13 protein-coding genes are annotated in these 14,243 nt (G+C 37.2%); 6 read left to right on the top strand and 7 right to left on the bottom strand.

The features are described from left to right. Positions 1-101: 101 nt before the first annotated feature. The 3 genes from PLANO_RS07840 to PLANO_RS07830 form a co-directional block, all read right to left on the bottom strand. The gene (locus PLANO_RS07840) at positions 102-1,772 is read right to left on the bottom strand and encodes a DUF2207 domain-containing protein (RefSeq protein WP_038703916.1); all 1,671 of its coding nucleotides are present in this window, start codon (positions 1,770-1,772) and stop codon (positions 102-104) included. A gap of 59 nt (positions 1,773-1,831) precedes the next feature. After that, a complete protein-coding gene (locus PLANO_RS07835) occupies positions 1,832-2,767 on the bottom strand; it encodes an acetamidase/formamidase family protein (RefSeq protein ID WP_038703915.1) in 936 nt (311 codons plus the stop codon). A 135-nt stretch (positions 2,768-2,902) separates the two neighbouring features. Further along, positions 2,903-3,895 (bottom strand): potassium channel family protein, encoded by a 993-nt coding sequence (locus PLANO_RS07830; RefSeq protein ID WP_038703914.1) that lies wholly within the window; start codon positions 3,893-3,895, stop codon positions 2,903-2,905. Positions 3,896-4,481: 586 nt separating this feature from the next. Between PLANO_RS07830 and PLANO_RS07825 the strand changes: the two genes are divergently transcribed. Then, entirely contained in the window at positions 4,482-4,946 is a 465-nt protein-coding gene (locus PLANO_RS07825) for a low molecular weight protein-tyrosine-phosphatase (protein ID WP_038703913.1), read from the top strand. Positions 4,947-5,014: 68 nt separating this feature from the next. On the opposite strand, the gene PLANO_RS07820 is transcribed toward PLANO_RS07825, so the two are convergent. Beyond that, the gene (locus PLANO_RS07820) at positions 5,015-5,860 is read right to left on the bottom strand and encodes an NAD(P)H-hydrate dehydratase (RefSeq protein WP_038703912.1); all 846 of its coding nucleotides are present in this window, start codon (positions 5,858-5,860) and stop codon (positions 5,015-5,017) included. Between the two features lie 885 nt (positions 5,861-6,745). Between PLANO_RS07820 and PLANO_RS07815 the strand changes: the two genes are divergently transcribed. From PLANO_RS07815 to PLANO_RS07800, 4 genes are all read left to right on the top strand, one after another. Further along, positions 6,746-7,465, top strand: a complete 720-nt coding sequence (locus PLANO_RS07815; protein WP_038703911.1) for a 3-ketoacyl-ACP reductase — start codon at positions 6,746-6,748, stop codon at positions 7,463-7,465. Between the two features lie 397 nt (positions 7,466-7,862). Next, positions 7,863-8,369, top strand: a complete 507-nt coding sequence (locus tag PLANO_RS07810) for an SMI1/KNR4 family protein (protein ID WP_038703910.1) — start codon at positions 7,863-7,865, stop codon at positions 8,367-8,369. Between the two features lie 70 nt (positions 8,370-8,439). Further along, positions 8,440-8,808 (top strand): hypothetical protein, encoded by a 369-nt coding sequence (locus tag PLANO_RS07805; protein WP_038703909.1) that lies wholly within the window; start codon positions 8,440-8,442, stop codon positions 8,806-8,808. A gap of 69 nt (positions 8,809-8,877) precedes the next feature. Beyond that, the gene (locus PLANO_RS07800) at positions 8,878-9,168 is read left to right on the top strand and encodes a hypothetical protein (RefSeq protein ID WP_038703908.1); all 291 of its coding nucleotides are present in this window, start codon (positions 8,878-8,880) and stop codon (positions 9,166-9,168) included. A gap of 1,227 nt (positions 9,169-10,395) precedes the next feature. Here the strand turns inward: PLANO_RS07800 and PLANO_RS07790 are convergent. Continuing rightward, complete coding sequence (locus tag PLANO_RS07790; RefSeq protein WP_038703906.1) at positions 10,396-10,764, bottom strand: winged helix-turn-helix transcriptional regulator; 369 nt, start codon at positions 10,762-10,764, stop codon at positions 10,396-10,398. Between the two features lie 123 nt (positions 10,765-10,887). Here PLANO_RS07790 and PLANO_RS07785 point away from each other — a divergent pair, with 123 nt between their 5' ends. Beyond that, positions 10,888-11,238, top strand: coding sequence for a DoxX family protein (locus tag PLANO_RS07785; RefSeq protein WP_038703905.1), 351 nt, complete (start codon positions 10,888-10,890; stop codon positions 11,236-11,238). Positions 11,239-12,090: 852 nt separating this feature from the next. Here the strand turns inward: PLANO_RS07785 and ptsP are convergent. Next, entirely contained in the window at positions 12,091-13,809 is a 1,719-nt protein-coding gene (gene ptsP, locus PLANO_RS07775; RefSeq protein WP_038703903.1) for a phosphoenolpyruvate--protein phosphotransferase, read from the bottom strand. After that, on the bottom strand, positions 13,806-14,075 hold the full coding sequence (locus tag PLANO_RS07770) for a phosphocarrier protein HPr (RefSeq protein ID WP_038703902.1): 270 nt from the start codon (positions 14,073-14,075) through the stop codon (positions 13,806-13,808). Before PLANO_RS07770 ends, ptsP begins: the two co-directional genes overlap by 4 nt. Between the last annotated feature and the right edge of the window lie 168 nt (positions 14,076-14,243).

Raw genomic sequence — 14,243 nt, 5'->3', positions numbered from 1 at the left:
TTCCTCCAGTTATTAAAATTGTCTTTTGATTTTTAGTTCCCTAAGAACTCTCAAACAAAACAAAAACGGCTAAGAAAATCCTCAGCCGTTGCGTGTAACGATTAAAATGCTCCAGAGCCGCCGCCACCGCCAGCAATACCACCGCCACCAGTAATAGCGTCCACGCCACTAGCTGATGCAGTAGTATGAGCATTCGCAGCAAGAAATAGCCCGGTCAGCAGAACAGGGTTGTAAAACAAGCCAAAGTTTGCAAAAGCCGTATCGCTATAGGCATTTGTAAAGCTCTGCGTTTTTATGTTTGCTGATTTTTCTTCTGTTCCCAGAAGATAGCTAAAAGCTCGCATTTTTTCATCTTGCGTCAACAAATCCCATTGCGATTGTTCTAAGTTTTCCATTGCTTTTTGCAACTGTTTCCATTCTTCCCGGATTACGTGGCCTTCGTAAGTTATCGGTGAGTAAAAACAAAAAGCGATAAAGAAAATACCGTTAATAATCGAGATAATCATTAACGGGAAAAGCGCGTATAACCCGAAATAAATTGAAGCGGCAAATAGCGCTATGCCGATAAATCCAGTAGCACTTCGAAGAAAGACTTGCTTGTCGTGTAAATTATGCTGGCTGACTTCTTCGGCAACATTTTGTCGCCAAGCAGAGATTGAATCGTTATAAGAAGAGTGATTTAACTCATTTTTCGTGTAATTTTCAAGATCTTTTGTTTCAAAAATTTCACCATCACCGGTTTTATCAAACAGCAATTCCAATAACTTTTCTTCATGTACATAGTCAGTGCGACGATTTAATAATTTAAAAGTGTCTTCAGAAAGTTGCTCAATGTTCTTTTTGCGTACCAGTTCCATTAAAGCGGCTGCTGTGACAGCTGGCGTTAAAATAGAAGAGGTGGTGAAGAACAACGTTGCCGGAATACTCATTTTTTGTTTTGGTACATAAAACTTAGCCGTATTAGGTTTTGCCTGGAGCTTTGTTTGACGTGCTTGCTTCCACGACCAGCCAAAAAGTGCTATCAAAAACGCACTAGCAGCTGCAACGAAAAAGTTTCCAGTAATCCGACTATTGTGTTGTTTTGCCGAAAAAGCGATTGCATCTGTTTCTAATCGTTCTTTTTCACCTGTTATTTCTGAGCGGATAGTTCCGTCTTGTTGAGCTATACCTGGAAACAACTCGCTATCAAAAACAATACGGATATCGCCATTAGACCCCGCGGGAACTGTTCCCATGTCAAAGCGCACTGTTCCGCCATTTTGTAAGCTAGCTGTTTTGTAAGCTTGATTGTAACCGATAAAATCTACGTTTTTTGCAGAAGCGGGTGGGCGGACAGTAATCGTTAATTGTTTGTAATCACTGTCATTGCGGTCATCAAAAAATGCCCAATAAAATTGTGCACCATCTTCAAATTTTTCAACCGCATTTACAATCTCATAATGTATTTCGATTGTAATGGTTTTGTCTTCACCTTTACGGAAGATCTTGTATAAATCTCCTTGTCGCTCGACCTTTAATCTCTGGTTGTTTTCTGTAGCGCTCAGCTGTTGAATTGAGGTACCGTCTTTTGGAATGATTTCGCGCGTAATGCCATTAAATTCACCTTCAAACGCATACGTATGGTTTTCGGTAACATCAACGGTGCCGTCGGCGTTTACTTGGGCATCAATCGTTACATTAGAAATCGAATACTCAACAGCTAATGCCTGTACGGGAAACAATGTAAAGATTAACAAGAACCACAAAGCGATAGTAGATTTTTTCTTGTGCATTGTCATCACCTCTTTCTCTATTTACGAGAGGCCTCATATAAAATTTTCAGAAAGGTTCATTAGCGTAGTACGCCATGAGGCAAGATGGCATGTATTCCTTTAACGTCATTGACGACTTGTGTAACGTGAAGATCAACCGCCACACTCGATAGGGCAGCAGCTTCTGTACGTGTGACGCCGTAGAACTTCTCCATAAACGATACCATTTCAGCTAAAGCGACAGCCGCAGCACTGTCGAGATCCTCGTTAAATCCAAAAGTAATCCATCCGGCTGGAGTATTCGCACGTGGCATGGATAAATGCATATCTTCGTGCAAAATCAATGTAATATCTACTAAGTCCATTGGGCATTCGATGGCAGTACCCGAACTTTCACCATCACCTTGTAGAGCATGACCATCACCTAATGAAAAATTGGCACCTTCCACCGAAATCGGTAAATACAAACTACTTCCGGCTACTAGCTCTTTGCAGTCGATGTTTCCACCAAAATAGCTAGGCGGTTTGGTGGAATAAGTACCAGCTTCACCCGGTGCGACGGCCATAAGTCCAAGAAAAGGAGATAAGTCAACCCGGAACTCTTGATCCCCAACCTTACAACTCCCAGTCAATCGAGCGGCATCTAATAGCCAATCCAATTGTAGACGAGCACTTGTTGTAATGCCAAGAGCATCGTTTTGCCAAGCTGGTAATCCACCTGCCCAGTTGCGACCATACCAACCAGGAACTAGCTTATTGATTCGAACTTCTAATACCATTCCAGGTTTAGCGCCTTCAATTGCAATGGGACCAATAATTGGATGAATAAGTTTTTCTTCATTTTCTCTGGAAGTATATAATGTTTGTTCTTCGCCAGAAGTTGCTGAGTACCCCCATTCAATGTCGATTGTTTTTAATTGAATTGTATCTCCTGAATTAATGGTCAAAATCGGTTGGTAGTCACGATTAAAAGACGAATGAAAATGAGTCGAGTCGAGTGAAATTGAATGGATCAAAAAAGTGCCCCTTTCAGGTGAAAGAATTTTCTGTTTTTTGTCTATAATTATACCAAGTAAGACACCTTTATAACAAAAGATATGCAGGAAATCGAAAGCGGTCGCAGAAGAAAGCTGCGACCGCTTTTGATTTTATTAATTTGACGGCCAAGGGCGACCATCTGCCTCGAGACCACCGAGTAATTTTCTTCGGCGAGTTTCAATTTTTTTGTAAGCTGATGTATATTCTTTTTCTAGTATTAAAGGAATCCCTTCTTCATGGAGTGAAATAAAATCCGGAAGAGGAGGGACTTGTTCAGATGGTTTGAAAAACGATTGTTCAAGCGTTTCTAAATATTGATCGATACTAGAACGCATTTCTTTCAAAATAAGTTGGTTTGGGTGATGCTTTTCTGGAACCGCTAGCTTAATGATACTTAAACTTTCATCTAACACCGCGATGGCTGTTGGCATTGCGGTTGTATTGCTGATCGCATGGTAATAATGTAAAACAGGATAGGCAGCATGTTGAGCAGCGAGTGAACTTAAGTTTTCAGAAAAGCTAGCTAGCAACAGATTCAAATCATGAAAATCTTCACCATTCCACGAACTTCTAGCAATTTCTTCAGCAGACTCACCAAGACCGTGAACGCTAACAGCTAAAGACCGTTTCATTGTCACGGCACTTAAAATCGAGATTAAGTAAGTTACACCAAAAGTAATAAACAACATACCCGTGGCAGTTGCGACAATCGAAAGAATTTGAGCAGTTCCTTCCATCGGACTAAAATCACCATTTCCTAATGTGAATATTAAATAGCCTGCAAAGTAAAAGCGGTCAAACCAAGAAATCGGATCTGTTCCGTGAGAAGGCGAAATGGATTGCTCTAAGCCAGCAAAAGTAAAGGTCCAGCCTATCCACAATAAAACAATCCACATGAGTAATGTGGTACTTAATACGAGCGGTCCAGCTAAGCTTAATAACTTGGAGTGATTACCTCCAATCTTTCTCATGAATCTCCAGACAGATGAAGATAGACGATCAGTAACCGGTCCCGCTCCGCCATCAATCCATAATGTAGTCCATGTAAAATCGATAATGCATACGATAAGTACAAAAATGCCCGCGATTAAGTATAAAGTCTCCAATAAAATCAGTCCTTTCTTTTTGTTACAAGGCTGTATGAAATACAACGAAAAAAGTTAGCCGGTAGTGTAGAGCACGTTACCACTAGCTTTTATATGAAATTTAAACAATAAGTCCATTCTGAAAATAAAAAAATAAAAAACTATTTATTTATCCTATTTTTTTGCTAAAATAAAGAGTCGAGTTGATTAGAAGCTTTCAGAGATAAAGCCGGTCACTCTTAAAAGGGAGGAAGCGTCAATTTCTAATAATTGGTTATGGTTGCCGATATTGCTTCTTACGTTAAACTGCATCCGCTATACAGAAAAATTGATGCAGCAAAGTTTGACTTTCTCTCAAGTCACCTTATTTTCGTTAAGTATTGTTGGTATCCTATATGTGCTGTGGGTCATTTACAAAGGAAAATTAGTACGCAATAAATCTACCGGCAAAAGACATTTTAAAATTTGACTGTCGGTGTAAAACAGCTTTCCTCCTTAAAGGGACGAGCTGTTTTTTGTGTTTGAATATTATTGATTGCCTCCACGACTTTTGTTTGTGATGTTATAATGACTGAAAATACAACTCGCCAAATAAGGGGGAATCCGAATGATCCGCGTATTATTTGTTTGTTTGGGAAATATATGTCGTTCGCCAATGGCCGAAGCTGTTTTTAAAGAGCTAGTTACTAAAGATGATTTATCTTCAAAAATACAAGTAGAATCTACGGGCACTGGAAGTTGGCATATTGGAAATGATCCGCATCCGGGAACATTAAAAATTTTAAAAGACCATAATATTTCAGTTAAAGGATTAAAAGGGAGACAAATCCAGCATAAAGATTTTGAGCGATTTGACTATATTGTTGCGATGGACGAAAACAATATAGCAGATATTCGCTCGATGCTAGAACAGCCAGATCATCCAAAAATTTTTCGTTTTTTAGACGTAACTCATCATTCAAAGGACGTTCCTGATCCTTATTTCACAGATGATTTTAACGAAACGTATAAGCTAGTCACTGAAGGTTGTACGGCTTTACTTCAGAAAATTAAACAAGAGCATGCTTTTTAAGGGCTCACTAAACAGTATATAAAACTGTCGCCCCAGTTAGTAACGATCACTAACCGAGCGGCAGTTTTTTAACGATTTTCGAATTTCGCCCAAACTTCTGGTAACAAGTCGCTCACTTCATGCGCTAGCATCGTGTGAGCAGAGCGTGTTTTAATCCATTCATCTGCACAAGCTCCGTGGAGGTATACAGCATTTAATACTGCTTGTTGCCAGTTTGAATGACAACACAACATGCCAAGAATCATACCTGTCAGCGTATCTCCTGTGCCGCCTTTAGCAAGTGCACTATTACCCGTAGGATTTATCCATGTTTCACCGTTAGGAAAAGATATAACGGTGTGTGGACCTTTTAACACAATCGTTACGCCTAATTTCATTGCCCATTTTGTAGTATAATACGAGCGATAATGTTGTATATCAAGCACGTTAGCCCCTGTTATCCGTGAAAACTCAGCTAGGTGAGGAGTCAATATAGTCGGTGATTGCCGAGAAGGATAAACACGGTTGCTTAATGCACCTGCATCTAACACGACGGGCATATTACTTTCTAATAGAACATGAATGGCTTGTTCTGTTAATCTATTCGGCTCAGTACCTGGACCAATCGCTGCTGCGCGGTACGTATCTATTAGAGTTTGTCGATTAACGATTTTCTTTAAACCGTTTGGTAAGAATGTTGCTTCAGGTAATCGAGAGACAATCATTGCAATCGCTATAGCATCAGTCGCAATAACGAGCTTACCCACACCGCTCCGCATTGCACCAAGTCCTGCAAGTAATGCTGCACCAGGCATATCCTTAGTACCGGCTATTAACAAAGCTGTTCCGTAGCTTCTTTTATGACTTTTTGCATCTCTTATCGGGAGTGTAGACTTAACGTGCTTTTCGGTCCAAATATTTTCAGGCATATTCACTTTAACCGTTCCTCCTAACTTATAAATGTATAGTTCAAGATTACTTAACAGTACGTAATATTTTTGAAAATTGCAAAACCATCTACTTTCTTAGGATTTATTGCGGAACAGACTATACAGGTGCATATTGGAAACGATCCAGATGAAAGGTATCGTTTAAATGTAAAAATCTTATTGAACTGGTCGTACACTTGCGAAGTCAATTTCCTGTTGTTAAATGTTTAGGTCCATACTTATTAGATAAAGATACTTACTCCCAAAAGTTGAATTTAAATAAAAATTTGCAACTTTAATGGATGGATATAAAAAGCTTTTATATACTAAAGTACTTGCTTATCACTCCTCGATGAATAGATTCATTGCGCATAAAAGAGTGCAAATCATGATTGAAAAACAACCGACCCAATTATCTAACCCGTATATTTGGCTGCAAAGTTTAATTTGGGGTAGTTAGGGCAAGAGGAACTTATGTAATAAAGGTAGAAACCTAAACTTTAGTCGATACAGGGCAAAGTCTTTTAATTGGAGAAAGAGCGTTAGTTATTTCGGTAAAAAAAGATTGGTTTTCAAAATAGGTTGACCTCTATGTAAATACAATGGAGTTTCACTGTTCCTTCGAAAAATGAATATTATTCAAGGAGCTTGACGAAGGGAAATCGCTGAGTGAATATTTATGAATGAATGAAATCGAGAAATGAATAAGTATATTCATTGTATTTACAGAGATAAAGAAAAATGTGATTTACTAAAAAACTTATGTAACTTCTCGTTTATGCCGTCACCTTTTATGGGTAAATAAAATATTATAAAAGAATCCTAAAGATGAATCTATATAAGCAAAGCAACTATAAATTTGGAAAATTAAGCGAGAGGTGGAAATAGAATATGCAGTTATTAACAGAGAAAACAGCATTTATTACAGGAGCGGGTAAAGGGATTGGACGCGCGACAGCTTTAGCTTTGGTCAACGAGGGAGTCAATGTCGGATTAATCGCACGAACCGAAGCTGATTTAATTAAACTAGCTACAGAAATTAAGTCATTGCGCGGTCGTGTCGCTTATGCTGTGGCAGATGTTTCGGATCTTGCTCAAGTAGAAAAAGCCATTGAGAAATTGACAAGTGAAATCGGCAGCGCCGATATATTGATTAATAATGCGGGAATCGGTAAATATGGACCTTTTTTAGAGTTAGAGCCAGAAGAGTGGAAACGGATGATAGATGTTAATTTAATGGGCATGTACTATGTTACCCGTACAGTATTGCCGCAACTGATTGAAAAAAACGGGGGAGATATCATCAATATTTCCTCCAGCTCAGGTTTGCGAGGAACCGCTGGATCAAGTGCTTATAGCGCTTCTAAATTCGGTATTTTAGGAATGACAGAATCGCTATCACAAGAAGTTCGAAAGCATAATATTCGCGTATTTGCGTTAACCCCAAGCCGTGTAGTAACTGATTTAACATTTAAAGAAGGGGAAACCGATCAAGAAAAAGAGAAATTTATGCAGCCTGAAGATTTAGCTGAATACATGGTAGCGCAGTTAAAGCTTCACCCACGCATATTTATTCCGACTTCAAGTCAGTGGGCAACAAATCCTTTTTAAGTCACAGCTAGATTGACAGCTAAATTTATTATGTACTATCTTAAACACCCGCTTACTTAACAAAAGTGAGCGGGTGTTTTTACGCTTTGATGTTTGCAGCAAAAATTGTGGTGCGACAAAATTTACTTTCTAAAACAGCTGTTTCAAACATTTTTGTCTGTAAAAGTGTACTTTTACGAATGGTTTTATTTCCAGAATTATCTAGCTATTTTTTAAAATTCTAAGTATATTTAATGTATGAGCTTCGATTTTAGTTACATAAGATAAAATATGAAAACAACCTAAGCAGTATAGAAAAGAATTGAGTAAAGACTAGGATTTGAATGTAACTTAAGTGCAGTTAAGTTACATTCAGTTTTAAAGATAAAAAGAAGCAATTAGAGGGGAGGGGGAGATGATGTCTAAGATAAAAATTACTTTAGAAGCTTTGAAGAAGCGTCTCGATAGAAATGGCCTTTTGGAAATTCAACAGGAAGAGGGATATTTGGAGAAAGCGGAAGTGCTCTTTAATCCTCCGGCAGCAGAAAAAGATCTGAAGAAATTGCCATTTAATGTACCGAAAGACTACGAAGAGTTTCTTCGTTTGCATAATGGGGGACTTATTTTCAACCATCCCGAATATGGTGGGGGCTTTGAACTTTTTACTGTAGATGAAGTTTTGGAACACAGAGCTATCCCTGGCTATGACTATCCTGATAACTGGTATCCGATTGCTTATGGATATGATGGCTGTTATTTGATCGTGACGGACAAAATGGTAGGCAATGGCTATCTTTATGTCATGGATACTGGCTATAACTTCGAAGATAATATGTTCATTGGCATGACCTTTGAAGATTGGCTTGAAAAAATTATCATCGCACAGGGATCAAAATTCTGGGAATGGGGATTCATAATTCCATAAATCTTATACATTCAAAACCGAAAAATTACAGCATTTTTGATTTGAAGTTTAGAAGTGGAGGTTATAAAGATTGAAACTAAGTGGTCAAGAACTCGAAGAGAAATTAATGGCTACTCACTATATTGATTCAGAATTAAAGGGTTTAAACTATGATCATACCAAGCATTTAGTGACAATGAAATATATGGGTTTAAGCGATTTTGAGGGCGAAGAAAGAGAGTATACCGTTCTGTTTAAAGAATGTTTTTCAACCATCTTCAATAATTGGCTGGAAGGGGCAAAAGGAGATATTCCACAATCCCCCCACGACTTAGCTTTCTATTTTCATGACATCTCAATTAGAGAAATATTAGTAGAAGACGTCCATCTTTATCAAGTTAAAATGGTTATCCCTATGATGGATTGTCAGATTACCTGTAAATCAATTGAGATATGTTAGAAGTTGAGAACGAATGTAACTTACTAGTAAATAAGTTACATTATATTTGTGGAAAGAAGGAAGTTAAAAATGATTGTGAAATTTGATTTTGGCAATGATATGATTCAATACATTTCTTGCTCAGCCAAGGTAGGACGAAAAATCAATAAAGTAGCGGATGAAATGATAAATTGGTTCCACGATGAGAGTAAGAATAAGAAATATTGGATAGAAGATGAAGATGTAGGAGAATCTATTCCGAATTTTGCTGCGCCTGAAATAGTTGAATGGTTAAATAATGTGAAATTCAAAAAAGGGAGGGCCAAAGCGAAAGTAATTAAATCTCCTTACAAAGAAGTTGGAAAGACTGTTTACCTTTAATACTTACAAGTTTGTATTTTTAATTACCATTAGGATTGTAGATTTTAAGCCAATTATTTCGATTGAAAAAATCGGACGTGAATGTAACTTATCATGAATTAAGTTATATTCGTTTCCTAACAAAATCAATCTAGGGGGGACATATTTGCATCCAGTATTTCTAGAAATTATTCTATTTTCTTTACTTGTTTCTTCTCTAGCAGCTATTTGGATGATAAAAAAAAAGCAAATAAATGGACAAGAATTTTGGCAGTCTTTTTTGTAAACGCACTTATCCTTTCAATTGCTTCGGCTTATCTTTACAAATTGGACGTTCAACCTTTTCATAAACAGACAGAAGGTTTATTTGATTCAATGGGTATAGTGACGTTACTATTTTTCATTCCGATAAACACATTCATAAATATGCTTGTTATGGAGTTCTTTAAAAATAAAAGAGATCATATAGGTAATGAACGACAAATTTGAATGTAACTTAATAGCAATTAGGTTACATTCAAAAAGGTTACCCAAGGGATTGAGAATCCCGTAGGTAACCTTTTCCATTCCTTTGTATTATCCTTATTTTCATTGAGAAATATAAGGAAATAATCAACTAGTGATAATTTAAAAAGCTTCAAAAAGGTGTTTGCGTTTTTTTCTTTCGCGTACACAAAAGATTACGACTTTAGTTAATCCAGGTCCATAAGTGTATTCCTTATTGCTTACTATGTAGCCCCATTTATTAAAAAACAGCGCATCTCCTTCATTCATTGACTACCGGTAGTCATTTTATTATGGTTTTGAATGTAACTTAATCCTAATTAAGTTACATTCAAATCATAGATTCCATTGCATTCCCGAGAAAAACCAGCAAAATTGAAGTTGCAGAAAATTGATGCATTCAATATCTATATTATAAGGCTTCAAGATCGTATCTTGAGTGAATAAAAATTTAAATATCGCAGCCAACCAAAAGGCAAGAGGTTCAAGTATAAGCTTGTCACCTTTGTTTTCCTATTGCCTTACTTGTAAATCTTCTTGTACAAAAAAACGCCTAACCAGGAAACTGGTTAGGCGTTTAAGTTTTCTTTTTAAGAGCAATTTCATATGGTGTTTCTAGTTTTGTTAATCAATTCAGTTTCAATAAATCTACCTAATATCTTTTTTCATTCATAGCTAGGCTAATAGGAAAGTTTATTACAATAAATTTTTTCAAGAACTGGATCGTGATAAAAAGAGTGAGTATCAGCTCTTTTTTATTTGAATTTGATCTTCATAGTGTGTGCCATAAAGTTTATTTAAGTGCTCCAAGTGTTTAAAACCCCATTCATGCATAGACAATAAAGTAGGAGCTAAGCCTTTTCCATATTCGGTAATTGAGTATTCAACCTTTGGTGGGACTTGCGCATAGACTTTGCGGTTAACAATATTGTGGTATTCTAATTCTCTTAATTGGGTAGTCAGCATTTTTTTAGTTATCCCGGGAATTGAGCGTTGCAGTTCACTAAAACGCAAAATGCCATTATTCATTAGGTGGAAAAGAATTACGGGTTTCCATTTGCCAACGAGTAAATCAAGAGCTGTTTCGATTCCGCCATTACATTCAGTAGCCATTAAAATTCCTCCTCTATAGGTATCCTTTTGTATACTATGACACTTTAAAGTGCCTACTTCTCAATAAGTTTACTAGGGTTTATTATAGCCTTAGTAGTTGATTCGAAACAAGGAGGAAATTAAATGAACATAGCTTTATGGATTATCCAAGGATTATTAGCATTACTTTTTATTAGTGCGGGTACGACCAAGTTACAATATGAAAAGGCAAAAAAATCACTGCCGTGGGTCAGCAATCATTCGAAGGGCTTTATTGCATTTATTGGTATGGTCGAGGTTTTAGGAGGGATTGGCTTAATACTGCCACTTGCTTTAGGCATAGCGCCAATTTTAACCCCCTTAGCGGCTCTAGGTTTATTACTGATTATGGTGTTTGCGACGATATTTCACGCGAAGCGTGGAGAATACAAAGCGATCGTTACTAATGTGATCATTATTGGCTTGACATTACTTGTCGCAGTCGTACGTTTTTAAAAATTCACTTTCAGAATATGTGTAGCTTGACTTGGATGATTAATGTAAGACAAGTAAAGCAATAAATTAAAATAACTAAAAGGATATTCTCTTCAACAAGATTCATGCTGTTGTTGAGAGTATCCTATTTTATTTCAGTGTTATTACTTATCGAAACGTATGTCTTGGAAGAGTTTTTTATTAAGAAGTAGATTATTTGTTTTTATCTCCGATTTAGGTTAAGTGAATGTAAATCTTCTAATAAGTAACTCTATATAAATCCTAGTCCAATGACTAGGATTTATATAGAGTTACCATAATTTAAAAAAATGTAACAACCCGCTGCATCCTTTTCAACAAGAAGTGAGGGGATATTAAGTTTTACGCAAAATGACGCTCAATAAAATATAAAATAGCATCTGAATTGATATGATTGAAGTATAGAATAAATATCATTCAATAAACTTAGTTGTAATTTTAGTGGAAAACTATTACAATATATGTAAATCTATATACATAGTATAAAAAATCTATGAAAGGATCAATTATAGAATTTTGAAAGATATAGTAACTTAAAATTTTAAAAGAACACATAATACTTTTAGCAGAGAAATTTTACAAATGCACTATAAACAGGAGGTTACTAAGTGGGGGATTTGTTTTTTATTTTACTTCTTTTATCAATAACGGTATTTTGTATTGGCCTAATCAAGCCTGCTTTCGTATTAAGATGTATTTCTGAAACGGATAGAAATAGAAAGTACGTGGTAACTATTTTTGGACCCTTAATCTTACTAATGTTTATTTTGTTTGGGATAACATTAGAATCGCCATAAAAAATGAGCTAAGGAAAAGATTCCTTAGCTCATTTTTTTATTTAGTTGGCAATTGTTTTACGTAGTCTTCAACTTCTTGCGAAGTGCCTAGTGCTAGGATACGGTCTGTATGTTGCGCCATTTCAGCTCTTGACAGTTTACTGATTTGTGCGCGTGCTTTTAGAATAGATGAAGCACTCATCGAGAATTCATCAAGGCCAAGACCTAGAAGAATCGGAATCGCAATTTCATCTCCTGCCATTTCACCACACATGCCCGTCCATTTACCTTCGCGGTGAGAAGCATCAATGACCATTTTGACTAAACGCAAAATGGCTGGATTGAATGGTTGATACAAATACGACACGCTTTCATTCATGCGATCTGCAGCCATTGTGTATTGGATCAAGTCATTTGTTCCAATCGAGAAGAAATCAACTTCTTTTGCGAATGTATCAGCCATGACAGCGGTTGATGGAATCTCAACCATGATGCCGACTTCAATCGTTTCGCTTACTTCTACGCCTTCAGCTTGAAGCTTCGCTTTTTCTTCTAATAACAACGCTTTTGCGGAACGGAATTCGTCAAGCGTTGCAATCATAGGGAACATGATCTTCAAATTGCCATGAACACTCGCACGTAACAGTGCACGCAATTGGGTTCTAAACATATCTGGCATTTCTAAGCATAAACGAATTGCACGTAAGCCAAGAAATGGATTTAGTTCTTTCGGTAAATCCAAGTAAGACAATTCTTTGTCGCCACCAATATCAAGTGTGCGCACAACAGTTGGTTTGCCTTCCATACCTTTTAAAACTGCAGCGTATGCTTCTACTTGTTCGTCTTCAGTAGGGAATGAATCGCGTCCCATATAAAGAAATTCCGTACGATACAAGCCAATTGCTTCGCCGCCGTTATCGACAACACCTGTAATATCTTTAGGTGTCCCGATATTCGCGCCAAGTTCAACAGCTTGCCCGTCAGCCGTAACCGTTGCTTCGTTTTTCAAAACAGCCCATTCAGCTTTTTGTTCTTCGTAGGCCGCTTGTTTGTTTTTGTATTGTTCAATAACGCTGTCTTCAGGATCGATTAAAATCATACCATCTAATCCGTCAACAATAACCACCATGCCGTTTTGGATATCGGCCATTGCTTTTTTAGCACCTACGACTGCAGGAATTTCCAAAGTGCGCGCCAAAATCGCCGAGTGGGAAGTACGTCCACCAATATCAGTAATAAAACCTTTCACAAACTGCGCATTTAATTGCACTGTATCAGAAGGGGTTAAATCTTCCGCAATGATGATCACTTCATCAGAAATCATGCTTGGGCTTTGAATAGTTACACCTAATAGGTGAGCGAGTACACGTTTACGTACGTCACGAATATCTGCAGCGCGTTCTTTCATATACTCGTTGTCCATCGCTTCAAACATGCCAATAAACATATCCGTTGCTTCTTGTAATGCAAATTCTGCATTGACGTTTTCAGTTTTGATCTTTTCTGTAATCGGTCCTACGAGTTCAGGATCGCTTAATACAAGTAGGTGAGCGCCAAAGATGGCCGCTTCTTTTTCACTAATTTGTTCAGCTGTTTTTTTCTGGATCACTTCTAATTCAGCAATTGACTTTTCTAATGCCGAAGTTAATCGTGTTATTTCGTTATCTGCATCCGAAACTGTTCGTTTATCAACATTCAATTCCGGATTTTCCAAGCGAAAAGCTTTCGCGATGGCAATTCCATTTGAGGCTGCTATTCCGGACATTGTTTGGGTCATTGGTTTGAAATCCCTTCTTTTTCCATGACTGCTCCTACTTGTTCAATCGCTTCGTTTTCATCTGCACCATCAGCTGCAATTGTAACAACTGAACCACTTGGAATACCTAGAGACATAACACCTAAAATTGATTTCAAATTAACTTTTTTGCCGTTGTGTTCAAGTGTGATATCTGATGAGAATTTAGACACTGCTCCTACTAATGCTGAAGCTGGACGTGCATGCATACCTGCTGTATCTGTGATTGTGAATTGTTTTTCTACCATGATTAAATTCCTCCTTTAATGGGTGTCGTCATTTCGAACAAAATAGTGACCGTTATCGACGGTTTATGATTGTTCTTAATATATAAATGACGTTTTTTGATTACTTATGAATGATTATGATTGATTGTGGAAGCGATTTCAAGTATTATCTCTTTAACAGAACTTTTA

Origin of the sequence: Planococcus sp. PAMC 21323 (assembly GCF_000785555.1) — a bacterium.
Lineage (GTDB): Bacteria > Bacillota > Bacilli > Bacillales_A > Planococcaceae > Planococcus.
This window is presented reverse-complemented; position numbering and strand designations above follow the sequence as displayed.

Coding starts and splice junctions, on each gene's coding strand:
- PLANO_RS07800 (WP_038703908.1), top strand. CDS start 8,878: ATGATTGTGAAATTTGATTTTGGCAATGATATGATTCAATACATTTCT.
- PLANO_RS07815 (WP_038703911.1), top strand. CDS start 6,746: ATGCAGTTATTAACAGAGAAAACAGCATTTATTACAGGAGCGGGTAAA.
- PLANO_RS07810 (WP_038703910.1), top strand. CDS start 7,863: ATGTCTAAGATAAAAATTACTTTAGAAGCTTTGAAGAAGCGTCTCGAT.
- PLANO_RS07825 (WP_038703913.1), top strand. CDS start 4,482: ATGATCCGCGTATTATTTGTTTGTTTGGGAAATATATGTCGTTCGCCA.
- PLANO_RS07770 (WP_038703902.1), bottom strand. CDS start 14,075: ATGGTAGAAAAACAATTCACAATCACAGATACAGCAGGTATGCATGCA.
- PLANO_RS07785 (WP_038703905.1), top strand. CDS start 10,888: ATGAACATAGCTTTATGGATTATCCAAGGATTATTAGCATTACTTTTT.
- ptsP (WP_038703903.1), bottom strand. CDS start 13,809: ATGACCCAAACAATGTCCGGAATAGCAGCCTCAAATGGAATTGCCATC.
- PLANO_RS07790 (WP_038703906.1), bottom strand. CDS start 10,764: ATGGCTACTGAATGTAATGGCGGAATCGAAACAGCTCTTGATTTACTC.
- PLANO_RS07840 (WP_038703916.1), bottom strand. CDS start 1,772: ATGCACAAGAAAAAATCTACTATCGCTTTGTGGTTCTTGTTAATCTTT.